Below are 26128 nucleotides of genomic sequence, written 5' to 3'. Positions count from 1 at the left end.
CTTCCCTCCCTCAGTCATACCTGATTTTTGGATTGACAAAGCCATAGATGATATCGACTATGAAATTGACTAATATGAACTGTAGTGCGAACAGTAAGATGAGTGCCTGTATCACCGGATAATCCCTGAACTGTATCGAATCTATCAGCAAAGTGCCGAGTCCAGGGAAACTGAATACTGTTTCTACTACTACAGAGCCCCCAAGTAAGAAACCGAATTGTAGACCGGTTACTGTAATGACAGGAATAAGTGAATTCTTCAGAGCATGACCAAACACGATTGAACCCTTGCCAAGTCCTTTGGAACGGCCAGTGCGTATATAATCCTGCTTCAGACTCTCAACAAGTGAGGATCTTGTAAAACGGGCAATTATGGCCATGATTCCTGCTCCAAGTGCAAAAGAGGGCATAATATAACTTTGCCAGCTGCCTGCTCCACCTGTTGGAAACCATCCAAGCTGAACTGAAAAAATCTGTATGATTACAAGTCCCACCCAGAAGTTGGGTAGGGAGATGCCCGAAATTGCCGTAAGCATACCCAGCTGATCCGGCCATCTGTTTCTGAAAGTGGCCGAGAGGATCCCAATAAGCATACCGACTACAGTCGCCCAGACAATACTTGCAAATGTCAATCCGAGCGAAGGAAGTATCCTGTCAGATATGATCTGAGCCACCGATGCACCAGATTTGATTGAAAAACCCAGGTCGCCGACAAAGAGTCCACTCATATATATAAAATACTGTTGAAGCAGAGGCTTATCCAGATTGAGGACGGACCGCGCCAGTTCTACTTCTTCCCGTGTCGCATCCTGTCCCGCCAGAAGACGTGCGGGATCGCCTGGTATGATATGTACAAACATGAATACAACAAAAGAGACAATAATAAGGAGAGGGATCAGATTCAATATCCTCATAAATAAATACCTGTACACTTGAATCACATCCTAAAATAATGGAGCTTCATAAAGAAGCTCCAATTTTTTTATTTTACTTGTGCATTTTTAACAATTACAGAACCGTCCGGTCCAACATAAACACCTTCAAGTGCTTCGCTTCTACCTGCAAGATTTGTATCACTTGCAAGGAAGAGCCATGGGGCATCCTGATATACTGTGGATTGGATATTGGAATAGATCTCCTGCTGTTCTGATTCGTCAGTCGTCAAATTCGCTTCCTTGATCCACTCGGTCACTTCCTCGTTGTCATAGTATGCAGTGTTTGCACCATTTGGAGGGAAGTATTCGTTACTGAAAAGACTGCGTGTCGCTCCGTCGGCATCACGGGAAGATGGCGACCAGCTTACATACCACATCTGTACTTTTGCATCATCAGGTGTTTCCGGTGTATAGATTTCATCGGATAGAGTGCCTTCCTCCATCGACTTCACTTCAACGTCAATACCGACTTCTGCAAGCTGCTGCTGGACGAATTCCATCCCTTTGATGGATTCAGAACTATTGTTACCCCATATTTCCGCTTCAAATCCATCAGCGTATCCGGCTTCTTCCAATAGCTGCCTTGCTTTTTCTACATCATATTCATACATCTCCTGGCTTTCATAATACTGTGTCTCTGAAGCCATGGTGGAATCCAGTGGATTCCCGAATCCATTTTTCACCACTTGGATGAAAGTCTCCTGGTCGATCGCATGGTTCATCGCCTGTCTTACCTTAAGGTCGGTATATGGATCCTTATAGGTGTTGATTGAAACATAACGTGCAATTGAAGATGGCGATTCTTCGACTAATATACCTTCTTCATTCTCGAGATCTGATGCATTCTGCTGTGGCAGAGGATATATGAAATCTGCTTCCCCTGTTTGCAGCATTGCAACTCTCGAACCATTCTCCGCAACAGGTTGGAATGTCAGTGTATCAACATTTGTCGATCCTTCATCCCAGTATTCGTCAAATTTTTCTACTGTCAGTGTTGTCCCCTGCTGCCACTCGACAAACTTGAAAGTCCCTGTGCCATCCGGCTCTGATCCTACGGTTTCTTCTTCTATAGACTGTACACTGGTCATTGGAACCATAGTAAATTTATTGAGCATTGCACTAAAAGGCTCTGTAAGATTAAAAGTGATATCATAATCTCCATCAGTTTCTACCGAATCTATATACTGGAAATTCCTTTCTGCTGAAAGGTTGCCGGACATGATTCGTTCATAGTTGGCCTGTACTGTTTCTGCATTGAATGCTTCACCACTATGGAAAGTTACACCCTCACGCAGTTTGAAATGATATTCAAGACCATCTTCTGAAACGTCATACTCCTCTGCAAGTGCGGGTACGATTTCTCCGTCCTCATCAAATGTGACAAGTGACTCATACATCGACTTCAGACCAAAAATTGAAACAGTGTCTGACGCATCATGTGGATCCATCGTTACAAAATTCTGTTCGATTGCAACTGTAATTTCATTCTGGCCATCGTTGCTTTCCCCTTCATCGGACCCAGTTTCCGCTTCGAGTTCGTCGTAGTCCCCGCCACAAGCTGCCAAAATGATGCCTACAACAAGGACAAGCATAAATAGAATACTTTTCTTCATGGTTCAAACCCCTTTTATATGTTTATTTTTGTTTCCCCTACAATCTCTCCAAAATCATTTCTGATGTATTGAGAGTCCAGTGATTTCAAACTACTGATGGTTTCTTCATTGCTGTAGTTAATTTTCTCCAGTAGTTTTGCCACGAGGATCGGCCAGACTCTTTCCGATCCACTGAGAACTTTCAGTGCAATACTGATTTTTTCACGTTTCAGAGCCAGACAGTACACACCTTCTGCGCCTCCTTTGGCCACTATGTTGTCATCTTCCAACAGCACAGTACAGATGAAGTTTTCTGAGGCGATTATTTCAGGTGATGCACTCATAAGTCTGACAATCTTTTCAACAGAATTTCTTAATTCATTCGATTCAATTTTTTCAGGATCGGCGAACTTCATGTAGGATATTGCCATATTCTGCAATGGAACCGCATGTACGGGTACCCCACAGCCATCTACTCCCGAAATGATATCCTCTTCCTTCACTTCCGCCAGTTCGGATAGGCTATGTAGAATCTCCTGCTGGATCGGATGATCCATGCTTTCATATCCATCACTTGGGATGCCTTTCATTTTTGCAAACCCCATGAATCCCAGGTGTTTCCCAGCACAGTTATGCATCAGTTTGCGTTTTTCCTTGCCCTCTTTGATATACCGGACTTTAGGACTCTCATTCAGTGGATAGCTTTTTGCACAGACCAGTTCGTTTTCATCCACCATCATTTTCACCCTGACGGAATTCAACGATGTTTCGTGGTAGGACTCACCTCTTTGGGAAGCTATGAAAAGTGCCGCTTCCTGATTGGTCAAGTTGTACTTTTCAATGATATCCGTCTTGAAAACAGGAACAGCCTGTATCGGCTTCATTGCCGAACGGTAGAAGAGAGGTGTGTGGATGTCCCCTGCCGAATAAATTAATTCATGATTCTCGTCTATTATGCATATTGAACCGGTATGAACATTTTCCTGAAGACCATTTCGATAGTCTATTGCTATTGCATGATGTTCCATGTATATCCTCCTATGCCAAATGTTCGATATAGTGTCTCTGAATCATCAGGGATGCACCCATCAAAGCACCTTCGTCTTTCAACTGGGTCAGCTCGATTTTTAAATCTCCATTTCTAAAAGCATCTACTTCATGATAGCCATTTTCCAACTTTTCATGAATATAACGATGGTTCTCTATCAGAATCCCGGATACGTAGATTGCAGAGGGGTTGTAGATTCTGACAATATTGTTGAGGGTCAGGATCATATACGACACTGCCTTATCTAAAATACTGATCGCCCATTGCTCATTCAGCTGCGCTTTCTCGATCAATTCCTCCATACTTTCTATGTCGTGGGATTTTCGAGCATCACTCAGCAGAAAATCTTTAGCAATGTACGTCTGTAGACAGCCATATTTTCCACATGTGCACCGGGGCCCCATCGGATCGAGTGTAATATGTCCGATTTCACCGGAAGCATTGCTGCTGCCGCGGTATATATCATCATTAGTGATCAGAGCAGATCCAACCCCATTGCCGAATCCGACCATTACCAAGCTGCTTTCCTTTCTGATGGAATAATGATTTTCCGCTAAAGCCTTCAACTTTAATTCGTTATCTACTTTGACGTCATAGTCAGTCGCCTCTCTGATCATGTCTGCAAGAGGAACATCTTTCCAATTAAACTGAGTGGAAACTTTTACGGTTCCTGTGCTGGGGTTGATGATTCCGGGCATCGCAATACCAATACCAGTAACCATCTCATCACCATCAAGTTGTTTTTCAGTCATCAGCTTCACCTCATGACTGATTACTTGTACTACTTTGCTCGCATCCATAGTAGCGGCAAAAACTCGTGCTTCAGAAATGATCTCTCCTTTCAGATTTATTAAAGCAATTGTGACTGTATCAATATCAATTTCTATACAGATGTTGACTATCCTCTTCTTATTTGGAAGTAGAAGATTCCTCTTTCCCTTATTAGGACCATTGGAGATGTCTTCCACTACCAACTTCGAATCAAGCAGATAGTTCACAATACGTGTAGATGAGGTTGGACTCATATTCATCTTCTTGGCAATGATGGATTTCGAAATGGGTCCATTTCTGATTATCATTTCCAGCACTTCTCTTCGGTTCTGTTGTTTAATATATTCTTGGTTCTTTACTACCATATTATAACCTCATGTTATCTATTATTGATTTTTAAGTATATTTAACATAGATATCTGTGTTTTATCTTTTAATTATTAACCTGATGTTAATAATATATTAAGCGTTTTCATGTGTCAATATGATTTCTGAATTTTTTAAAAGTTCGTCTGCTATCGATCCTGCTTATATCCACCTACATTAGAAACTTCCATATGGTATAGCAATGCATATGATTGACTCACACGCCTTTCCTTGACTATCCATTCCTCTGCCAGTTTTCTCTGCAAATCAAGTTTTATGGTAAGAAATATTTGAAACTTCTATTATATGGATGTAGCTATGGAATTCCTCTTGCAGGTTGATGAAGTAACTACCTTTGTGCTACCCCTTTATTAAACTGAATCATAAATAATTTAGACCATTTTATAAAAACGCTTACAATTAATATTGACAAAACTCTCTGACAAGTATAGATTAATAGTATACTTAATTAAATTAATTAATAAACTTAGGAGGTTAGGTATGAAGAAATTATACTTGTTGTTTACTCTCGTTCTCGCGCTCGTTTTAAGTGCTTGTGGAAACTCCGGTACGCCAGAGGAAGGGGCTGAGAGCAGTGAAGGCAGCGCCGCTACAGGTGGAGATGCCAGTACAGTCAAACTTTACGCACCGTTCTCCGGTCCTGATGGGGAAAACATGAAGCAGATCGTTGAAGACTACAATGGCTCCCAGGAAGAAACTCAAGTGGACTTGCAGATCGTTCCACAGACGGACTACTATACTACGCTCGATCTGACACTTAGTGGCGGTGGCGAAGGTGATCAGCCGGATCTCATGGTCATGCACGGCGACCAGATCCAGACATATGTTGAAAACGGCAGCCTTCAGGAAGTGGCACCACTTCTCGATGGAGACCTGAACGAAGAGGACTATCACGAAAAGGCGCTTACAGGCGCTGAACATGAAGGCACACTTTATGGCATACCTTTTGACATCCATCCACTCATGTACTTCTGGAACAAGGATCTGGTCGAGGAAGCTGGATATGAGCCGGACTTTGTACCGGCAGACAGAGATGAATTCGTCGAAATGACACAGGCGGTTTCTGATCTCGGGGATGACAAGCATGGTTTCGTCGTACCGACACTCTGGCCGCAGCAGTTCATCTTCCCGACCATCGTCTACCAGAATGGTGGCCAACTGATTGCGGATGGCGAAGTCCAGTATACGTCACCTGAAGTGACGGAAGCAGCACAGTTCCTGCACGACCTGATCTATGAGCACCAGGTTTCACCGACCAATGTTCAGCAGGATGGGGAACTGACACTGTTCCTGCAAGGCAGTAACGCCGTGATGCTGAATGGTCCATGGATGATGAACCAGCTTGAAGAATCCGGCCTGAACTACGGTGTTGCACCTGTACCGATGCTCGGTACGGAACAGGAAGCGGTATTCGCAAACTCACACAACTTCGTACTCCCGACAACAGTTGAGGACGAAGCCAAGATGACAGCCATCAAGGATTTCCTTGGGTATGTTGCAGAGAACTCCATGGAATGGGCTGAATCCGGTCAGGCACCGGCAGCCAAGGCAGTCTATGAAAGTGAAGAATTCCAGGACATGGAGTTCCAGTCCAATGTTGCTGAACAGTTCGACTACGTCCAGTTCGCACCTGAAGTTGCAGATTGGGGACCGGTTTCCGACCCACTCTTCCAGAACCTGAATGAAGTACTACTGGATGAGAAAGAAGTCGAGCCGGCCATGGAAGACGCCCAGCAAGCTTCACAAAGCAGCCTCGAATAGAATGAAATCAAGGGAGTTTATCACATGATAAGCTCCCTTAAATTTAAGGTGATAATTATGAAAAAAGACGAAAACAAATTGACATCAAGTTTATTCATCGTCCCCTATCTGATCATGTTTGTCGTTTTCCTCATCTTCCCTCTGGCATATGGTGCCTATATCAGTATGCATGAGTGGAGTCTGATTGGCGGCAAAGGGGAATTTGTCGGACTGGCAAACTACATGGAAATACTATTTTCAGACGGCACATCCAGTAATATCTTCATGAATGGTCTGATCAATACATTGATATTTGTCGTACTCAGTGTACCGGCACTCGTCGTACTGGCACTGATACTGGCACTGCTGCTCAATTCGCTGCCAAAAAGGATACAGCCGTTCTTCAGAACGGTCTATTTCATTCCCTACTCCATTTCGGTATCCATCATCGCCGTCATATGGCTATGGATGCTCGATACGAATTCAGGGCTCGTCAACCAGTTTCTCGGAAATTTCGGCATCGGACCCATCCCGTGGCTGACGGATACGAACTATGCCTGGTTCTCGCTCGTCCTTGCCACGCTCTGGTGGACGGTCGGCTTCAATATGATCATCCTGATCAATGCACTGAACGAAGTATCAGAAGAACTGTATGAAGCAGGCAGCATCGACGGTGCTTCGCCTTGGCAGAAGTTCGTCCATATTACGATGCCGAGCATCCGTCCGATCATGCTTTTTGTCGTGGTTACAACGACAATCGCTTCGTTCAACGTCTACGGACAGCCGTACCTGATGACACGCGGGGGGCCGGGGACATCTACTGAAGTACTCCTGATGGGGATTGTCAGGCAGGCATTCGAACTTCGGGATGTCGGTGTCGCTTCAGCAATGGCCGTCATCATGACGCTGATCATCATCTGCATTTCTGCACTGCAGTTCAAATTCCTGAGAAACAAGGAGGGCGTCTAAATGAAAAAAGTCAATTTGCTGAGAAATATCGGATTGATCATTCTGGCAGTCTTCTTTGCGATCTTCTTTGCCGTACCGCTCATATGGATGATTTCCACTGCATTCAAGACCGACATGGAAGCGATGCTTGGCGGCGTCAACATCATTCCGGAAACGTTCACGTTTGAAAACTTCAGATACTTCTTTGAAGGGGCAAACAGTGATTCTCCGGTGTTCCGCTGGATGTTCAACTCGCTATTCTCTGCAACCATGGGGACACTGATCATCGTCTCCATCGATGCGATGGCAGCCTATGCACTTGCACGCTTGAACATACCCATGAAAAAGGCACTTTTCGCCATCATCATCAGCACACTGATGGTCCCGTGGGTCATCACGTTCCTACCGATGTACATGCAGTTCAGCCAGTTCAATATGCTGAATACATACGGCGCACTCATTCTGCCGTATTCAGCCAACGCATTTGGTGTATTCCTGCTCTATCAGTTCTTCTCCACGTTTCCGAAAGAGCTTGAGGAAGCGGCACGAATCGATGGCGCCAACAAGTGGCAGATTTTCATGCGGGTCGTTCTGCCTTCCGCGCGGCCGCTGATGGCTACACTCGCCATTTTCTCATTCATGACCATCTATAATGACTTCCTATGGCCGCTTGTTGCAACGAATACACCGGAAATGAGAACAATTACGACCGGTATCGCCATCATGTCACAGGGCAGCTTCGTTTCTTCATATGGCAAACTGATGGCTCTGACGACCATCGCAACAGTACCGATTATCATCGTATTCATCATTGGACAGAAACACTTCATCCGAGGCATCACGCAGTCCGGCATCAAATAACATGAAGGAGAATCATCAAATGAGAGAAATGTATCCAAGACCTGACTTCAAAAGGGACGATTGGCTGAGCCTGAATGGCTCATGGGACCTGAAATTCGATGACGCGGATCAGGGTCTGAAGGAAAAATGGTACAGAGGGTTCACTAAAGAACATGACATCACGGTGCCTTTCGCCTACCAGGCCGAACTCAGCACAGTCCAAGACAAGGAGAACCACGATATTCTCTGGTATCAGACATCATTTACAGTCGATAATATGGACAAATCCCATATCCTCAATTTTGGCGCGGTAGACTATGAAGCGTCCGTCTATGTCAACGGAGAGAAAGTCGGCACACATACGGGCGGCCATGTATCCTTCAAGTACGATATATCGCCCTATGTGGTAAGAGGAGAAAATGAGCTCATACTGCGGGTGTTCGACCCGATGCAGGATGAGACGCTGCCGCGCGGCAAGCAATACTGGAAGCATGAGCCCGAATCCATCTTCTATACGCGGACGACGGGCATCTGGCAGTCGGTATGGATCGACATCGTGAATAAAGAGCATTTGGATGCCTTCAAGTTTACACCGGATATCGACAGAGGGTCCATCAATATTGAAACCTACTTCGACCATGTGGACCTTGACCAAACCAGAAGATTGAAGCTCACCATCACCTTCAAGGGCCAGGTCATCAGCGAAGATGTCTACACTATCACGAATCGGTACCTTTCAAGGGATATCAACATCAGAAACCTTTTCACCCAAAGAAGCAACATTCATGATGACGGCTGGTACTGGACACCTGAAAGTCCGAATCTATTCGACGTAAAGTGTGAACTGCTGGATGCGGATCATGACGCTCTCGACACTGTGGAAACCTACTTCGGCATGAGGAAGGTCGAAGTGATGGATGGAAAGTTCATGCTCAACAACAAGGCATACTACCAGAAGCTCGTGCTGGATCAGGGGTACTTCCCGAGAGGTCTGATGACGGCACCGAGTGATGATGATCTGAAAAAGGATATAGAACTTGCCAAGGAGATGGGCTTCAATGGTGCACGCAAGCACCAGAAGGTTGAAGATCCGATCTTCCTATACTGGGCAGACACGCTCGGCTTCCTCGTCTGGGGAGAGATGGCCAATGCAGCAGAGTATGATGCCCGTTATGTGGAAAAGATCACTAAAGAATGGATCGAGGTCATAGAACGCGACTACAACCATCCTTCCATCGTCACATGGGTGCCATTGAACGAGAGCTGGGGCATTTCTAGAGTTGCACACGACAGCAGACAGCAGAACCATTCCCTGTCCATGTATCATCTGACGAAATCCATCGATCAGACACGTCCAGTCCTGTCCAATGAAGGCTGGGAGCATACAATTTCCGACGTGTGCGGCATTCATAACTACCATGATGCAGAAGATATCAGACAGAACTACCAGGATGTCCAAAGTGCCATTTCACATACACCCGCCAATCGTCTCATCTACGCACGGGGATATGAATACAACAACGTACCGATCATGATCACCGAGTATGGCGGCATCGCCTATGTCATCGATGACACGGGCTGGGGCTATTCCAGCGTGGACTCGGCCGATGCACTGGTTGACGGCTACAGAGAGTTGACCGAAGCCATCGGTGATAGCCCGATCCTGTATGGATACTGCTACACCCAGCTGACAGATGTCGAGCAGGAAATCAACGGTCTATTGACCTATGATAGAAAACCGAAATGCGACCTGTCGGCAATAAAAGCAATCAATGACAATGTGCGTAAATTCTAGAATTGAACCCCCTTCGACCAAGTCGAAGGGGGTTCTTATGTCAATTGACGTCAGGGCTGTGATCTATTTCAACTTGCGGCTGTCCTGTCTCGACGACAGGCCAACCGTCCTCGAACGTCATCGGACTCATCATCAGTGGCCGCCTTGTTGCGCCCATCGGCAAATACGGGGTAGCTGTGTCGATGGCGTGATAGATCAGCCAGTAGTCTTCGCTGTCATCAACGACCATTGTCGAGTGACCCGGGCCGACGAATGTCTTGCCCTCGCCCTCGTCATTTCCAGACAGCAGTACTGTACCACGTGCGTTCATGATGTCTTCGCCATCCTGATTCAAGTATGGTCCTCTAATATCATCCGCCTTGGCCATTTCAAGCTGATACTGGCTCGCGATGCCATCACAGCAGCTGCCGGTCGAGCCGATAAAATAAAATTCATCCTCTTTTTCAAAGATGTAGGTCGCTTCGAAGGCGTCACCGGCAATCTGGAATTTCTCGCCCTTTGTCGTAAAGCCGTCATCTTCCAGTTCGATGCCATAGATGCCATGGAAGCTCCCCCAGAATAGATAGTTCGGCTCTCCTTTGACGATGAATGGATCGATGGAGTTTTCGACACCGATGTCCGCGCTTGTAAAGATCGCCCCTCTATCCGTAAAAGGCCCTTCCGGATTCTCGGATACTGCGAGTCCGATTCCAGGATCAGGGTCCCCCCAGATGGAATAGGAATAGTATAGATGGTACATGTCATCGAACTTGATGATTTCAGGTGCCCAGAGGAAGCCATTGGACTTCCAGTCGGGTGCCTCTTCCAGTGCCTGTCCGACATATTCCCATTCGATCAGATCTTTGGACCGTACGATCGGGATGAGTGGCTGCCCTTTCTCTTCATCCAGGTAATCTTCCGTACCGTATGCATAGAAATAGCCATCATCAGCCTCTATGATGGTTGGATCTGCAAGCGTCGGTTCAAATACCGGATTTGTATATCCTTCATCTCCATCCATCAGCAGCAAAGCGGCTGTCGCAACGACGGCAATCACAACGAGCCCGGCAATGATAAGCATCAGTCTTCTTTTCATGATGTCTCCTCCCCATGGTCGATGCTCTCAAAAAACTTCAGGAAGTCTTTTTCATTTTTGAAAACACCGCATGCTTCAAGTATGCGTTCAAACTTGATGCCGAGCTCCTTATGGAACACCGCTTCAAAGTGCGTCTTTATATGATCATCCCCATACTTGCTGCGCCACGATTCAATCCATTCGGCATGCGTACTTTCCCCCAGTTCACCCGTCGTAAAGAATTCCTGCAGCTTTTCCGCATCCTGCTTCAGACGCGCAGGCAGCACGGCCAGCCCCATGGCTTCGATCAAACCGATGTTCTCCTTTTTGACATGGAAGTCCTCGGGGTCGACATGGAAAAGGCCATGTGGACGTGCGTCCGTCGTACGGTTGTTCCTCAGAATCATGTAGAGCGTATATTCCCCCTCAGTCTTTCTCGCGATCGGTGTAATGGTGCTGTGCTGCGCCTCCGTGCGCGACAGGATATCGATTCCAGGGGCATCATACCGGTTCCATGCATCCATGATGACTGTTGACTGACGGATCACGGATTCCCGGTCCGCCCCGCTCACTTTGATGGTGGATAGCGGCCACTTGAGCAGTTCAAGTTTCACATCACTGGCAACTGTTTCATGGAATGCTGCCGCCTTCTCGACCGGAAAGACGTGACGCCCTGCCTGATAGTGCTCATGCGACAGCATACTGCCGCCGACAATCGGCAAGTCGGCATTGGAACCGATGAAGTAATGCGGAAACTGGTCGACGAAGTCAGTCAGATTACGGAAGGTCTGGGCACTGATCTGCATCGGGATATGGTCTTTCGATAAGACGATGCTGTGCTCACTGTAGTAGGAGTACGGTGAGAACTGGAAGTACCATTCTCCCCCGCCGAGCTCAAGCCTGATGATCCGATGGTTGGCACGCGGCGGGTGATTGATATGACCGATATAACCTTCATTCTCTCGGCACAAGAGACACTGCGGATAGTCACTATCCGTCGCAGCACTCTGTGCCGCCTCGATCTCCTCGGTCGACTTTTCTGGCTTCGATAGGTTGATGGTCAGTTCCAGTTCTCCATACTTGGATTCCGAGGAAAATGAAATGTTCTGGCTGATCCTGTTCTTCTGGATGTAGTTCGAGAATACGGCTATATCGTAGAAGTCATCGGTCGCCTGATGGATGCCGGATACCCTGTGCCCATAGAACCGCGCTTCAATGTCCGACGGTTTCGGCAGGAAGACGTTCATCATATTGCTGGCGACAAGGTCTCTGGTATACACCTTATCCTCTATGACGCCGGATTCAGCCAGCCGCTCTGTAATATATTCAATGAGTGTATTGGAATCGGTCTTGCCCATACCAGCATCCTCGTGAAAGAACATATGCTCAGGTATATAGGCCATCATCTGGTTATGGATGTATGTGCGGTCCCGTTCTTCCACAAGTCCAAGATTCATCGCATCATCAAAGATAAAATTAATCAGTGCCTTCATGCGTCACCCACCCATCCGGATTTTTCTGATGCCACTGCCATGCGTCCGTAATGATCTCTTCGATATTATCATGCTGCGGCTGCCAGCCGAGCGTGTCCATCGCCTTATCCGCATTGGCCACGAGCACCGAAGGATCACCCGGCCTTCTTTCGCGATATTCGAAATCAATCTCCCTGCCCGTCACCGCTTCTGCCGTCCTGATGATATCGAGAATGGAATATCCACGATTATAGCCGAGATTGAAAATATCCGACGCACCACCGTCCATCAGATACTTCAGCGCCAGAATATGCGCATCAATCAGATCCTCCACATGGATATAGTCGCGAATGCATGTACCGTCAGCCGTATCATAATCGTTGCCGAAGACATAGAGCGCGTCCCTTTTCCCGGATGCATATTCGAGGACAATCGGGATCAGATGGGTTTCAGGCTGATGCGACTCCCCGATGCTTGCATCCTTGCTTGCACCGGCCACGTTGAAATACCTGAGCGAAACAAAACTCAGGTCCGTTGTCCTGCTCACCCAGCTGATGATACGCTCCATCATCAGCTTCGATTCGCCGTAAGGACTCGTCGGGCGCTTTTGTGTCTCCTCATGGATCGGTACCGTCTCCGGTTCGCCGTATACAGCTGCCGTCGAACTGAATACGAGATGCCTGACGCCATATTGGTTCAGCTTCTCAAGCAGAGTGAGCATCGTCCCCGTATTGTTCTGGAAATATTTCAGTGGTGCCTCCATCGATTCCCCCACCAGGGAGAAGGCGGCAAAATGCAGTACCGCTTCTATTTCATTCTCTTCGAAAACACGATCCATGCGCGTGTCATCCGCAATATCACATTCATAGAACGCTGCACGCGAATCGACAGCCTGCCTGAATCCCGTCGACAGATTATCCACTACAACGACCTTTTCTCCGCTATCAAGCAGTTTCTTCACTGCATGGGAGCCGATGTAGCCAGCCCCTCCAAGTACAAGAATTGCCATACTTATGCATCCCCTTTTGAAATGATTGTCGGTCCCGTCGAAAGCGCCACCTGATACAGACTCGGCTTGTAGCCGATTGCCGCTTCATACTCTCGCTCGATGACCGTCCTGAACTGATCGAAGTGGTTCTTTTCGATCAGTGCAATGGCACTGCCCCCAAAGCCCGCGCCGGTCATCCTCGCACCCAGCACATAGTCGAGTGTCTTCGCGCTATCTGCAATCCGATCGAGTTCTGTTCCGGTCACTTCGTACATTGTCCGCAATGACTCATGGGAATCGAACATCAGATTCCCGAACATTTTCAAGTCGTTCCGATTGAAGGCTTCGATTGCCTGCAGTGTGCGCAGGTTCTCATCAATGACGTGGTACGCGCGCCTGTAGAGTGCTCGGCTGCTGAAAGCTTCCTTCGATGCTTCCAATACTTGGTGATCGTAGCCACACAGATATTTTTCATTCCGTGAAGTGAATACATTCAGTTCTGTCAGGGCCTGCTCGCATTCGGCCTTGCGGTGCTTGTATTCGGAACTGATCAGCTCCCGCGGTTTATTGGTATTGATGACGACAAATTCGTGTGTCCCGTCCTGATACCGGCATATTTCATAGTCCATTGTGCGGCAGTCGAGTGCGATGGCCGAATGTGATTCGCCAAACGCGATTGCGAACTGGTCCATGATGCCACTCGGCAATCCGAGGTAGTCATTTTCAATTGTCTGGCCAAGCGCGGCCATCTCCATGCGATCGAGTGTCACACCATACACATCGCTGATGATGTAGAGCATGAGCAGTTCGATCGAAGCGGATGAGGACAGCCCGCTGCGGTTCGGCAAAGTCCCGTAGATCGTAATATCAAGACCATGGGTGAGATGCGCCCGCTCCTGGGTCACTTTGAATGCACCTGCAACGTAGCTTGCCCAGTCGTAATTGCCGCTTTCGCCAATATCATCGAGATCGATCGTCACAATGCCCCCATCCGGAAAGTTATGAGAATAGACCCGGATCTGCCGGTCCTCCCTTGCGCTGATGACGGCATAGGTACCGAGATCGATTGCCCCCGGGAAGACGGTGCCGCCATTGTAGTCCAGATGCTCACCGATGAGATTGATCCGTCCGGGCGAAAAGTAGAGGTTCGCATTAGGTGTGCGCTGATGGATCTCATTATGTACTTCAAAAAGCATTTTCTGCTCCATATGATGACTCCTCTCTTTATTATTCTATTTTAAAGTGGTACTATAAACTTAATAAATTAATTTAATTAAGTATATAATAATAATAACTACTATTCAAGCGAGGGATGCATGATGGGATCAATCAGTTTCAAATCAATCAATAAGAAGTACGAGGATAAGTTTCATGCCGTTAAGGATTTCAACCTGGAAGTTGCAGATGGGGAGTTTGTCGTGTTTGTCGGACCGTCCGGCTGCGGCAAGTCGACAACACTCAGAATGCTTGCCGGACTTGAAGAAATAACAGAGGGAGAAATATGGATCGAGGACCGGAAGGTCAATAATGTCGAACCGAAAAACAGGGATATCTCGATGGTATTCCAGAACTATGCGCTCTACCCCCATATGAATGCCTACGACAATATGGCCTTCTCTCTGAAACTCAGAAAGACGAGCAAGAAGGAAATCGATCAGAAAGTGATGGAGGCCGCCAACATTCTCGGCATTACGGAGCTTCTGAAAAAGAAACCGAAAGCCATGTCCGGTGGCCAGCGCCAGCGGATTGCGCTCGGCCGCAGCATCGTCAGAAACCCGGCAGTTTTCCTGATGGACGAACCATTATCCAACCTTGATGCCAAACTGCGTGTACAGATGCGTTCCGAACTGACCAAGCTGCACAAGAATCTCAATGCGACAGTCGTCTATGTCACCCACGACCAGACGGAGGCCATGACCATGGCCAGCCGCATCGTCGTCCTGAACGCAGGAGAAATCCAGCAGGTCGGCACACCGCGAGATATCTACGAAAACCCGAACAACAGGTTTGTCGCAGAATTCATCGGCAGCCCGGCCATGAATATTGCCAGAGTCACGCTCGAAGGCAATACGATCGTCTGGGAAGACTTCCGCATCGAGATCCCTGCAGGCAGGCTCGGTAAAATCAAAGATTATAATAAAGATGAAATCCTGATAGGCATCCGACCGGAGGATATGCATGACGAACCGGTTTTCAGCGAAAACACCACCAACAACAAGATCAAGCTCAAAGTGGAGGCTGTGGAACTCCTCGGTTCTGAGACCATCATCTTCGGTGATATTAAAGGCCAGGAGATCAAAGTGAAGCTCGATTCGAGGTTCGAGTATGAAACAGGCGATGTCATCGAACTCGCCATGGATCAGAACAAAATATCATTCTTTGATATCGACACCGAGGAAGCACTATGAAAGTGAACGTAAAAAACCATGAAGACAATGGCGCATCGAATTTCATCGGCATCAGCATCATCAACGGCGACAGAAAGATCAGCTTCCTCAATTATGGCGCAAGAGTATGCGAATGGATTGTGCCTGACAAGGATGGGAAGCATGAAGATATTCTGCTCGGACACGAGGACCCGACCGACTACCTGGTCCACCCCTACTACTTCGGGGCAGCAATCGGCAGGACAGCCGGGAGAATACGAAACGGAGAAGCGGTCATCGGTTCGACACCTCTCAAACTGACACAAAATGATGGTCCGCATCATCTCCACGGCGGCAGTCATGGCTTCGATACGCTCTACTTCGACCATGAGATTGAAGAGCAGGAAGACCGGGTTTCCATCATCTTCAACAGTACGCTTGATGATATGACAGACGGATACCCCGGCAATCTCGATATCGAAATCCGTTACACGTATACAGAGGATGACCGGCTGACGATCGACTACCGCATCACGACGGATCAGGAAACACTGGTCAATCCGACGAACCATATGTATTTCAATCTGAATGGCGATCTGAAAGACGACATCTTGAACCATACAGTCAATTTCGGTAACGCCGAGTATGGAAAAGTGGACGAGATGGTTCTACCACTCGGAGAAAATGGTATAATCAAGAGTAATGAAAAAACCATCGCGTTCCGTGAACTGGTCGAATCGCCCGATCCCCAGTTCAGTCAGTTCAATGGACTGGATCATCCATTCATGATGACAGAAGAATCCGTCGTACTCAGTACTCCGAATGGCAGAAGCATCATTCTGGAATCGGAGGACCCGGTTGTTGTAGTATTCACATCAAACGACTTTAATTTCAGTGATGCCACCGGAAGACGCTTCTATCCATACTGTGGACTGACACTGGAAGCGCAGATGCCGCCGGATGACATCAATATGAACCCGTCATCGAAAACGATACTTCCGGCCGGTGGCACATTTGCAAAACGGACCGTATATCAATTCAACATTCAATAGTGAGGATGGAGTCAAGTGGAGAGAGCAACATTTGAAAGCATGAAAAATAAAAATAAAAACCTGGTGCTGAACTACATTCGCAGCAACGATGGTATCAGCAGGGCGGTCATTGCCCAGCAGTCCGGTTTGACTCCTCCGACCGTAAGTTCGCTCGTAAAATCGCTGCTGGATGACAACATCATTTTCGAATCGAGTATCGGTGAGTCGAAAGGCGGAAGAAAACCACGTCTTCTGAAGCTGAATAATGATGACAATAAAGTCATCGGTATCTATATCGGACCAAAATCCGTAGAGACCGTCGTCGCAAATATCCGTGGCGATATTGAAAGTACGCTGATTCATGATATCGACAGCTCAATCTCCATGGATGATCTGGAAGCACTGGTCGTGGCAAGCATTGAAGAAGTGATGAAGCCAAGGAATAACTATCTCGGTATTGGTGTGGCCATGCATGGATTTGTCGATGTGGAGACGAATACATCCGTCTACGCCCCACTCCTGCTTCAGATCAAGAACTTCAATTTCGACTTCCTCACCGATACATTCGGTCTGCCGATTCATGTCGAGAATGACGTGCGCTGTAAGCTATGGGCGGAAGTATCCAAAGTGCACTCCGACCATCACAACATACTGTATGTCAATCTTGGACATGGTGTCGGGGGAGCGATTCTAATCGATAACCAGCTCTATAACGGCAGCCATAACCTTGCCGGGGAAATCGGCCACTCCATCATCCAGGTCAACGGCAAGCTGTGCGAATGCGGCAGAAGAGGATGTCTGCAGGCCTACGTTTCAGGGCTCAGCATCGCCAATAAGGCCCAGGAAAAAGGAATCATCGAAGGCAACCAGACAGCCAAAGACCTGCTCCAGCTTGCCGATCAGGGTAACGCGGCTGCCAAGGAAGAGATCGCAAACGTCGGTACATATCTCGGTACCGCACTCATCAATCATATCAACGTGATCGATCCAGATCTCATCATACTTGGCGGCGGCGTCAGCAACCTTCATCCCTACTTCATGGAAACCTTGAACGAGGTGCTCGAGAACGGCAATGCCTCCGCCAGCTTCGGTCAGGCCAAGATAGAGATCAGTAAAATAAAAAAATCCGCATCCTCTCAAGGTGCGGCACTGCTCATACTGGAAAAGATATTCAGTTAGAAGCTGATATATACGGAATAAAATTCACCTGAGGATTGTTGATAACACAATCCTCAGGTGAATTTTTATTATATGTTTTATACACTAAAATCGCATAAAACCGAGAACACAAAGTGGTCTGTGATAAGTAACAATAATCAATACATAATATTACTTTCAATTCCTACTATAGTTCACTCGAAGATGCTTTATCTAAATTCACTTTAGTCATATCCAAAGCCCTATCTTTTAGATTTTTGAATATATTGGGGTTCACTTCACTATCTGTAATGATGTGATCAATCTCATCGAGACTACAGATGTTCGAAAAAGCCTTTACACCAAACTTGCTATTATCAATCATTACATACACTGTATCTGAAATCTCAATCATTTTTCTTTTAATGCGTGCTTGCTGTTCATTGGAGTCGCTGATGCCTCTCTCCAAATGAAGCCCTTTGCAAGAAATAAAAGCTTTGTTTACATGATAAGATTCCATTGAACTTTCTGCGAGCGGTCCAACAAAAGAAAGAGATTTTGTCTGCAATATTCCACCTGAAGATATTACTTCAATCTGCTTTTTATTGCTTAACTCCATTGCTACTTTGATCGAATTGGTCAAAACAGTCAGTGGGATATCTGGAAGTGCTTTTGCTACATACCATGCTGTCGAACTGGCATCGAGTATGACTTTGTCTCCTTCTTTAATCAGTTTAGCCGCTTCTAAAGCAATTTCTTTTTTTTCACTTACATTCATTATCTCTCTTTGAAAATACGGAATTTCTGAATTATTGACAGAGGAAACGTAGACAGCGCCACCATGGCTTCGAGCGAGCTTGCTTTCCTTTTCCAATTTTTCCAGATCTCTTCGTATGGTCTCTTCAGTTACAGAGAAAATATCACTCAATTCTGATACCCTGATGCTTTTTCTTTCTTTTACCAACTCAACTATTTTTTGATGTCTCTCAGCAACAAGCATTGCCACCCTCCTCTTTCTTATATTAAGTTCGTTATGTATAGGCTCCCTTGCAGGGAACCCTCTAAATTATCTGGTGAATGCTGCGGCTACGCCCCCATCGACAGTAATCATGCAGCCTGTAGTCTTTTCGGCTTTGGAAGAAGCCAGGAATGCGATTGATTCTGCTATGTCTTCAGGCAGGATGTTCACATTCAAAATTGTACGTTTTCTATAGTGCGACTCAAGATCATCTGAACCGATGCCGTAGGAAGATGCCCTCTCTTCCTTCCAGTTTGAATCCCAAATTTTCGATCCACGTATTACAGCATCGGGGAGTACAGAGTTGACGCGAATACCAAATTCTCCACCATCGGCGGCGATTGTTCTGGCAAGGTGTACTTCTGCTGCTTTTGCTGTACTATAGGCAGCTGCATTTTTTCCCGCATAGATTGAATTCTTTGAACCTACAAAAACCATGTTTCCGCCTATATCTTGATGCTTCATCACTTTGAATGCTTCTCTTGCTACAAGGAAGTAGCCGGTGACCAGTACACCTATATTCAGATTCCATTGATCCATGGTCGTTTCATCAAATGGACTGGAGCTTGCAAGTCCTGCGTTATTGACAATAATGTCAACACCGCCATATTCAAGGACTACTTCATGAATTGCATCAATTACTTCCTCTTCTTTGGTTACATCCATTTTGACTGCCAGAGCTCTGTTTGCTCCATAAATGCTATTTATTTCCTCAGCGAGCTCCCTGGCGCCTTCAATATTGATGTCTGCAACGACGACATGGGCACCTTCTGAAAGCAGACGCTTGCACGTCGCACTGCCGATTCCTCCAGCGCCACCTGTTACGAATGCAACTTTGCGGGAAAATTCTGCCTCCGGTGGTGATAGACTCAGTTTATAAAGTTCCAGTGGCCAGTACTCTATTGCAAATGACTCTGATTCATTTAAAGAAACAAAATTCCCTAGAGTAGTGGCTCCTCCCATGACAGCAACAGCTCTTTTATACAGGGATTCGCTTATATTTGCAGCAGAAGCACTTTTCCCTGTATTTATCATGCCGATTCCGGGAATGAGAATTACGCGTGGCACAGCTTCAAACATCTTATCATCTTCGGATTTATTACGTTCAAAATATGCGATGTATTCTTCCTTGAAAGAAGAAATCCCTTTTTCTATGCTCTCAATCAACTTATCGATGTCTTTGCTTTCGGGTTCCCAATCTATATATAGCGGTACTCGTTTAGTGTGGACAAGGTGATCTGGGCAAGCTGCACCAATCTGTGACAGTTCCTCTGCACCTCTGCTATTGACGAATGTGAGAACTTCTTGACTACTATCATTGGTCACTATCATACGCTTCTCTTCACTGACATGTCCGCGAATCACAGGTAGAACTTTTTTCAATACAGCCTTTCTTTCTTCTTCTGGAAGAGACTTGTATTTCATCCCTCCGAAAAGTTCCGTGTTTTTGGCTTTGTCATCAATATATCTTTCTGCTTCCTGGATGATGGCAACTGTCCGATCATAGCTTTCCTTTGACGTGTCGCCCCAAGTCACCAGTCCATGCTTCTCCATGATGACCAGTTCTGCTGATGGATTTGCTTTCACACCTTCTGCTATCAATTTAGAAAGTTTAAAACCAGGTCTGATATATGGCACCCAGACAAAACGATTTCCATAAATTTCTTCGGCAACTTCCTTACCATTGTCAGCGCACGCTATGCTGATGATTGCGTCCGGATGTGTATGATCCACATGTGTATACGGTAAAAATGCATGGAGCAACGTTTCAATGGAAGAACGGGGGTGTTTTCGATCAAGCATACAATGACTCAGATAATCCGTCATCTCTTCATCAGGCATGTCTTCTTTTTCGATCAGTGGTCTAATTTCAGCAAGTTTCAAAGCAGTAAAATTTTCAGCCTGCATTGTTGCCAGATCCGAACCGCTACCTTTGACCCACAATACCTCGACTTCATCACCTTTAAAATCAGTTTCTGTCGTTTTAACCGAAGTATTGCCACCACCCCAATTTGCCACTGAGCGATCCTGCCCGAGCAGGTTCGAACGGTATACTAGTTCTTCCAGACCGGTATTAAGATTATCTTCTTTGTCATTCCAATGATTTTTTACCATCAAATATCCTCCTATTACTATACCTGAATTTTATATATTGAAAACACATACATTTATTGCTATCGCTGAATAGGAAGGCAAAACATTCGCCTGGAAAAGCCTAATGCCAAATTTTGCTCTCTGTACGCAGTGATAACAATGATTTCATTACCTTTGAATCTTTGCCGAAATAATTGTACAGATCGTTGAAATGCTCATATATCTTTTCATATGCTTCTACATTTGCAGCTATGGGGGTGATATATTCATCTTTTATGCGTTTCATTTTCTCTGCTGCTTCTTCAATATTATCAAACCCACCCTTTTCTTTGCCTGCAGCTACCGCACCATACATTGCTGCGCCAATCGCCGGTGTCTGGCTAGTATCGGCAATTTTGATGGTCCGATTTGTTATGTCTGCAAAGATCTGCATGAGAAGGCTATTCTTGTTTGGTAGCCCACCACACGCATATAACTCCTCTATGAGAATTCCATTCTGTTCGAATGTATCGATTACTTTTCGAGTTCCAAATGCTAATGATTCCAGAAGTGCCCGATAGATTTCTTCAGGTTTGGTATCGAGTGACATTCCAACCAGAAGTCCACTTAACTCGGCGTCCACTAATGTCGTTCTGTTTCCATTCCACCAGTCCAAAGCCAAAAGACCGGATTCACCCGGTTTCAATATTGCTGCTTCACGCTCAAGCCAGTCATGCAATGAAAGATCTTCTAGATTCGCAGCTTCTTCAACATACTTTGGAACGCTGTTATTTAAATACCATGCGAAGATGTCTCCACCAGCCGGCTGTCCTGCTTCATAACCATAAAAGCCAGGAATGATTCCATCCTCTACGACACCACTGATCCCTTCGACATCGACTTCCTCTTCCCCCAGTACGAGATGGCAGATGGAAGTTCCCATTGCCATCACCATCTTCCCAGGTCCAGTAATTCCCATTGCAGGTACTGATGCATGCGCATCAATTATACTGACTGCTACTGCAGTTCCAACAGGTAATCCTATGTCTGCCGCCAGCTCTTCTGTAAGTTCACCTGCTTTAGTACCAAGTGGATGGATTTCTCCGCGCAATTTTGTCTCTGTCAACTTTTCGAGATCGGGATCAAGCGCTTTGAAAAATTCGTTGGAAGGGTACTTTCCTTTATTCCACAACGCTTTATATCCTGCGGCACAACTGCTTTTCATATAATTTCCTGTCATCATTGAAACAACCCAGTCCCCCGCTTCAACAAAACGATCTGCTGCTTCATATATATCTCGGGACTCTTCATGGATCTGCAGTATTTTAGGAATCATCCATTCCGATGAAATCTTTCCTCCATATTTATGTAAGAAAGGTTCTTTCCTCTCTGACGCAATATGATTCAACTTATTGGCTGCTTTCTGGGCGGCATGATGCTTCCATAGTTTCACCCAGCTATTCGGGTCTTCGGCGAACTTCGGATTCAGACATAATGGAGTGTTGCTATCATCGACCGGCAGCATAGTACAAGAGGTAAAACCCACCCCTATGCCTACAATCTTTTCTGGTGATACCCCTGATTTACGTACTATTTCAAGGATGCTTACCTTGATGAAACCGATGTAATCATCAGGATGCTGCAAAGCCCAATCGGGTCCTAGCCGAACGTCCGAATAGGGTAACTTTTCATTGATGACACCATGCTGATAAACAACAACATGATCAGCTATCTCCTGTCCATTTTCCAATGAGACAAGTACTGCCCTTGCAGATTCCGTGCCAAAGTCCAAACCGACTGCAAAGTTACCGTCCATTATAGTACCTCCTTTGTTAGATGCACATGCAAGGTCACGTGATGAAATATCATCATCACCTGTTCATTGTTTCTCATATTCAACAATAGAGAGGTTGCAGTCTCATTCAACAGCAACCTCTCCTCCTGCATCTATTTATACAGCGGTCCAAAACTGCTGCATGCACGGAAGTCTGCTGACTCTAAACCTTGTGTTCCGAACATGGACCATACGTGTGGACGAAACACTTCATCTTTTTTCACATTATGCATATTTACTGGTATTCTCAGCATCGATGCCAATGTCAGCAATTCTGATCCGATATGTCCATAGGACACAGCACAGTGATTGGACCCCCAGAAGTCCATTACATTATAAGCGGATGTAAATGCTCCATCTCCTGTAAGGTTTGGTGCAAACCATGTTGTAGGCCATGTCGGATCGGTTCTTTGATCTATTTCTTCGTGAACCTCGTCAGGCAATTCTATGGAATAGCCTTCAGCAATTTGAAGAACTGGACCCAGTCCTTTTACAATGTTGATTCTCGTCATCGTCATAGGCATCTCGCCTTTAGTCTGGTAACGTGTGGAGTATCCACCTCCACGAAAATACTGTTTATTGGCCGGATGAAATGTAGTATTGCTCATCATCGCATCGACTTCTTCGTCGGTGACTTCCCAGAACGGTTTAATCACCGGTTTACCGTCTTGCTTCTGCTGACCTGTTCCATCTAGAGCTGATGCTCCTGAATTTTTCAAATGGATGAGACCATTGGATGCTTTGCCACTCAAATCATGTCCGGTAACCCTTTTGACAGCTTCTGGGCTCCAATATGTGCGTACATCTGCAAAAATCTGGGAAGTATTCGTCAACAGATAGTTGAATAGCATGGCAACCCCATTGTTATTATCATTCTCTGTAGCCATAACATAAGGCGCACGTTTCCCATTCCAGTCAAAAGAACTGTTCAACATTGTTTCCATGAAATCGCCATTAGGGAAATGATCTGTCCATTGACGTTGTCCCTGGAAACCGGAAAGTATAGCGTCATGCCCCATGGCTTCTTCCTCGTAGCCTTTTTCAGCCAGCTTCTCGTTACCAACCATCAAGTCGCGACCAATAAGCGCCATTTTAACAACTGTTTCCCAGTTACTCTCTTTTTCATCGTCCGTGAATCGCTGGTCTTCTTCATTATTATCGAATCCCAGAGTGGCATTCTCTCTAGTCCATTCCAATGCTTTTTCATATTCTTCCACATCATATATTTCTTCATTGATACGACGAACAAACTCAGTCATATCCACATATTCATTACGCATACCTAAAAATTCCTGGAAGAACTCATCTTTGACGATTGATCCTGCGATTCCCATCGAAACAGTTCCCATCGATAAGTAGGATCTATCTTTCATCAATGCGACTGCTAATCCGGCTTTTGCAAACTTAAGAAGTTTCTCAGTCACATCTTCCGGAATACTATCATCATCAGATTCCTGGACATGCTCTCCATAGATTCCAAACGCCGGTACGCCTTTTTGGGCATAGGCTGAAAGCACAGCAGCAAGGTATACTGCGCCAGGCCGTTCAGTCCCGTTGAATCCCCAGACGGCATGCGGCATTCTGTTATCCAAATCCATTGTTTCGGTACCATAGCACCAGCAAGGGGTCACAGTAATTGTCAAACCTACATTTTCTTGACGAAACTTCTCTTTACAGTCGGCTGCTTCCTTGACACCGCCTATAGTTGTATCTGCTATGACACATTGAACATTTTCACCGTTTGGATATTTCAACGTGGTTTCGATCAATTCTTTGACACTTGTGGCCATGTTCATCGTCTGAGCTTCTAGAGATTCTCTTACACCACGTCTTCTTCCATCAATCGTCGGTCTAATTCCAATTATTGGATATCTATTCATTTGCGGTCACTCCTATGGTATTTGGATACTTAAAAGGGTCACCATTTTTATTCTTTCGTTATGGTAACCGCTTTAACATTACTACTAAAACTGCACTGACTATTCGTAAACTAGAGCTTGGATTTCATCAGACTCAATATTTTCACTGTTATACCATTTTGCTCCTGTGTCGACATCACTGACTTCTTCTCCTCTGGTTGCTTTTATCGCAAGATCCACTGTATTATATCCAATTGAAACGGGGTCTTGAGTAACTGATCCGTAGAACTTTTCAGACTGAATTGCATCCAATTGAAGTGCACCAGAATCAAAACCTACTGCAACGACTTTATCCGGACCAATACGGCCACCGGAGATCGCGCTATCTGCATTAATGATTGCTTTGGCGGCAAACTCATTGGAACCATAAATCGCAATTAAATCTTCCTTGTTCAGAAGGGTCTGTGCTTCAGTCTGTCCAGCCGAATCCGTCAATTGTGCCGGTACTCTCGTTTCAATAATAAGTTTTGCGTCTCCTTCTGACACACTATTACTCAGCTTCTGGTGCCCTGTAACGGCGACAGTTCCTTCACCAAGTTCTGCTTCGCTGAGCTCAACCATCTTTTCAATAAAACCTTGTGTGCGCTGAGTAATTGATAATGAATTTACTTCTTGAGCTACAACACCGATGCGGACATCTCCCTCAGCCCCACTCACTTGCTCTTCAATCGCAGGATACATACTCTCTGCTGCAAGTTCACCTGCAGCATAATTGTCGGTAGATGCATTCGCATCAATTGCACCTTCTGGCGCATCAGGCACACCGGAATCGAAACCAATTATCGGTATATCTTTTTCCATTGCCTGATTGATAGGTCCGAGAAGGGCACTTGTATCAAGAGCCGCCAATGCGATAGCATCCGGATTTTTGTTAACTGCGTTATTCAGCATTTCCACTTGTTCGGCGATTGCCGATTCATCTTTAGGACCTACGAACTTCATTTCTACACCGTTTTCATCTGCTGCTTCCTGTGCGCCCTGTTTTACTGCACGCCAGAAATCATGCTGGAAACCTTTAGCTACAACCTCAACGACCATACCTTCGCTTTCTCCTTCTGTAGCTTCAGCTTCAGAAGATTCTTCATCGGAGCCATTACCACATGCTGCAATTACACTTACTGTCAAAATCAGAGCAACGAACATCATGAATCTGTAGAAACCTTTGTTTTTCATCTTAATTC

At 45.9% G+C, this 26128-nt stretch carries 20 protein-coding genes; 7 read left to right on the top strand and 13 right to left on the bottom strand.

Annotation, left to right across the window (positions count from 1 at the left end; genetic code table 11):
* Positions 1 to 10: 10 nt before the first annotated feature.
* From GQ671_RS07095 to GQ671_RS07080, 4 genes are read right to left on the bottom strand one after another with little or no spacing between them, the layout of a single operon-like run.
* Entirely contained in the window at positions 11 to 931 is a 921-nt protein-coding gene (locus tag GQ671_RS07095) for an ABC transporter permease subunit (protein ID WP_322789462.1), read from the bottom strand.
* Between the two features lie 50 nt (positions 932 to 981).
* Positions 982 to 2547: a glutathione ABC transporter substrate-binding protein gene (locus GQ671_RS07090; RefSeq protein WP_160654745.1), complete on the bottom strand. Its 1566-nt coding sequence runs from the start codon at positions 2545 to 2547 to the stop codon at positions 982 to 984.
* Between the two features lie 14 nt (positions 2548 to 2561).
* Positions 2562 to 3554 carry an asparaginase gene (locus GQ671_RS07085; RefSeq protein ID WP_160654742.1) on the bottom strand — a complete coding sequence of 331 codons (993 nt, stop codon included), beginning with the start codon at positions 3552 to 3554 and terminating at the stop codon, positions 2562 to 2564.
* A 10-nt stretch (positions 3555 to 3564) separates the two neighbouring features.
* Positions 3565 to 4653, bottom strand: a complete 1089-nt coding sequence (locus GQ671_RS07080) for an ROK family protein (RefSeq protein ID WP_211364895.1) — start codon at positions 4651 to 4653, stop codon at positions 3565 to 3567.
* Positions 4654 to 5212: 559 nt separating this feature from the next.
* Here GQ671_RS07080 and GQ671_RS07075 point away from each other — a divergent pair.
* The 4 genes from GQ671_RS07075 to GQ671_RS07060 are packed head-to-tail and all read left to right on the top strand — an operon-like array spanning position 5213 to position 10055.
* A complete protein-coding gene (locus GQ671_RS07075) occupies positions 5213 to 6493 on the top strand; it encodes an ABC transporter substrate-binding protein (protein WP_160654736.1) in 1281 nt (426 codons plus the stop codon).
* Positions 6494 to 6550: 57 nt separating this feature from the next.
* Positions 6551 to 7441, top strand: coding sequence for a carbohydrate ABC transporter permease (locus GQ671_RS07070; protein WP_246153190.1), 891 nt, complete (start codon positions 6551 to 6553; stop codon positions 7439 to 7441).
* Complete coding sequence (locus tag GQ671_RS07065; protein ID WP_160654730.1) at positions 7442 to 8281, top strand: carbohydrate ABC transporter permease; 840 nt, start codon at positions 7442 to 7444, stop codon at positions 8279 to 8281.
* 19 nt (positions 8282 to 8300) lie between these two features.
* Positions 8301 to 10055 (top strand): glycoside hydrolase family 2 protein, encoded by a 1755-nt coding sequence (locus GQ671_RS07060; protein ID WP_211364894.1) that lies wholly within the window; start codon positions 8301 to 8303, stop codon positions 10053 to 10055.
* A gap of 40 nt (positions 10056 to 10095) precedes the next feature.
* On the opposite strand, the gene GQ671_RS07055 is transcribed toward GQ671_RS07060, so the two are convergent.
* The 4 genes from GQ671_RS07055 to GQ671_RS07040 are packed head-to-tail and all read right to left on the bottom strand — an operon-like array spanning position 10096 to position 14777.
* On the bottom strand, positions 10096 to 11130 hold the full coding sequence (locus GQ671_RS07055; RefSeq protein ID WP_160654724.1) for a family 43 glycosylhydrolase: 1035 nt from the start codon (positions 11128 to 11130) through the stop codon (positions 10096 to 10098).
* Positions 11127 to 12602 carry a UDP-glucose--hexose-1-phosphate uridylyltransferase gene (locus tag GQ671_RS07050; protein ID WP_160654721.1) on the bottom strand — a complete coding sequence of 492 codons (1476 nt, stop codon included), beginning with the start codon at positions 12600 to 12602 and terminating at the stop codon, positions 11127 to 11129. The genes GQ671_RS07055 and GQ671_RS07050 overlap by 4 nt, the downstream gene beginning before the upstream one ends.
* Entirely contained in the window at positions 12586 to 13590 is a 1005-nt protein-coding gene (galE, locus tag GQ671_RS07045) for a UDP-glucose 4-epimerase GalE (protein ID WP_160654718.1), read from the bottom strand. The genes GQ671_RS07050 and galE overlap by 17 nt, the downstream gene beginning before the upstream one ends.
* Positions 13591 to 13592: 2 nt before the next feature.
* A complete protein-coding gene (locus GQ671_RS07040) occupies positions 13593 to 14777 on the bottom strand; it encodes a galactokinase (RefSeq protein ID WP_160654715.1) in 1185 nt (394 codons plus the stop codon).
* A 111-nt stretch (positions 14778 to 14888) separates the two neighbouring features.
* On the opposite strand from GQ671_RS07040, the gene GQ671_RS07035 reads away from it, so the two are divergent.
* The 3 genes from GQ671_RS07035 to GQ671_RS07025 are packed head-to-tail and all read left to right on the top strand — an operon-like array spanning position 14889 to position 18145.
* A complete protein-coding gene (locus GQ671_RS07035) occupies positions 14889 to 15977 on the top strand; it encodes an ABC transporter ATP-binding protein (protein WP_160654712.1) in 1089 nt (362 codons plus the stop codon).
* The gene (locus tag GQ671_RS07030; RefSeq protein ID WP_160654709.1) at positions 15974 to 16987 is read left to right on the top strand and encodes an aldose epimerase family protein; all 1014 of its coding nucleotides are present in this window, start codon (positions 15974 to 15976) and stop codon (positions 16985 to 16987) included. The genes GQ671_RS07035 and GQ671_RS07030 overlap by 4 nt, the downstream gene beginning before the upstream one ends.
* A 15-nt stretch (positions 16988 to 17002) precedes the next feature.
* Complete coding sequence (locus tag GQ671_RS07025; protein ID WP_160654706.1) at positions 17003 to 18145, top strand: ROK family transcriptional regulator; 1143 nt, start codon at positions 17003 to 17005, stop codon at positions 18143 to 18145.
* 166 nt (positions 18146 to 18311) lie between these two features.
* Here GQ671_RS07025 and GQ671_RS07020 read toward each other — a convergent pair whose 3' ends face one another.
* The 5 genes from GQ671_RS07020 to GQ671_RS07000 all read right to left on the bottom strand — a co-directional run bounded on the left by GQ671_RS07020 (position 18312) and on the right by GQ671_RS07000 (position 26120).
* Positions 18312 to 19103, bottom strand: coding sequence for a DeoR/GlpR family DNA-binding transcription regulator (locus GQ671_RS07020; protein ID WP_160654703.1), 792 nt, complete (start codon positions 19101 to 19103; stop codon positions 18312 to 18314).
* A gap of 66 nt (positions 19104 to 19169) precedes the next feature.
* Positions 19170 to 21236, bottom strand: coding sequence for a bifunctional aldolase/short-chain dehydrogenase (locus GQ671_RS07015; protein WP_160654700.1), 2067 nt, complete (start codon positions 21234 to 21236; stop codon positions 19170 to 19172).
* A gap of 100 nt (positions 21237 to 21336) precedes the next feature.
* A complete protein-coding gene (locus GQ671_RS07010) occupies positions 21337 to 23010 on the bottom strand; it encodes a ribulokinase (protein ID WP_160654697.1) in 1674 nt (557 codons plus the stop codon).
* 131 nt (positions 23011 to 23141) lie between these two features.
* Positions 23142 to 24908, bottom strand: a complete 1767-nt coding sequence (locus tag GQ671_RS07005; RefSeq protein WP_160654694.1) for an L-fucose isomerase — start codon at positions 24906 to 24908, stop codon at positions 23142 to 23144.
* 99 nt (positions 24909 to 25007) lie between these two features.
* Positions 25008 to 26120, bottom strand: coding sequence for an ABC transporter substrate-binding protein (locus GQ671_RS07000; RefSeq protein WP_160654691.1), 1113 nt, complete (start codon positions 26118 to 26120; stop codon positions 25008 to 25010).
* Between the last annotated feature and the right edge of the window lie 8 nt (positions 26121 to 26128).

The sequence above is a fragment of the Salinicoccus hispanicus genome (genome assembly GCF_009831115.1).
GTDB lineage: Bacteria > Bacillota > Bacilli > Staphylococcales > Salinicoccaceae > Salinicoccus > Salinicoccus hispanicus.
The sequence above is the reverse complement of the archived record's forward strand: the minus strand, read 5'-3'. Positions and strand labels throughout refer to the sequence as shown.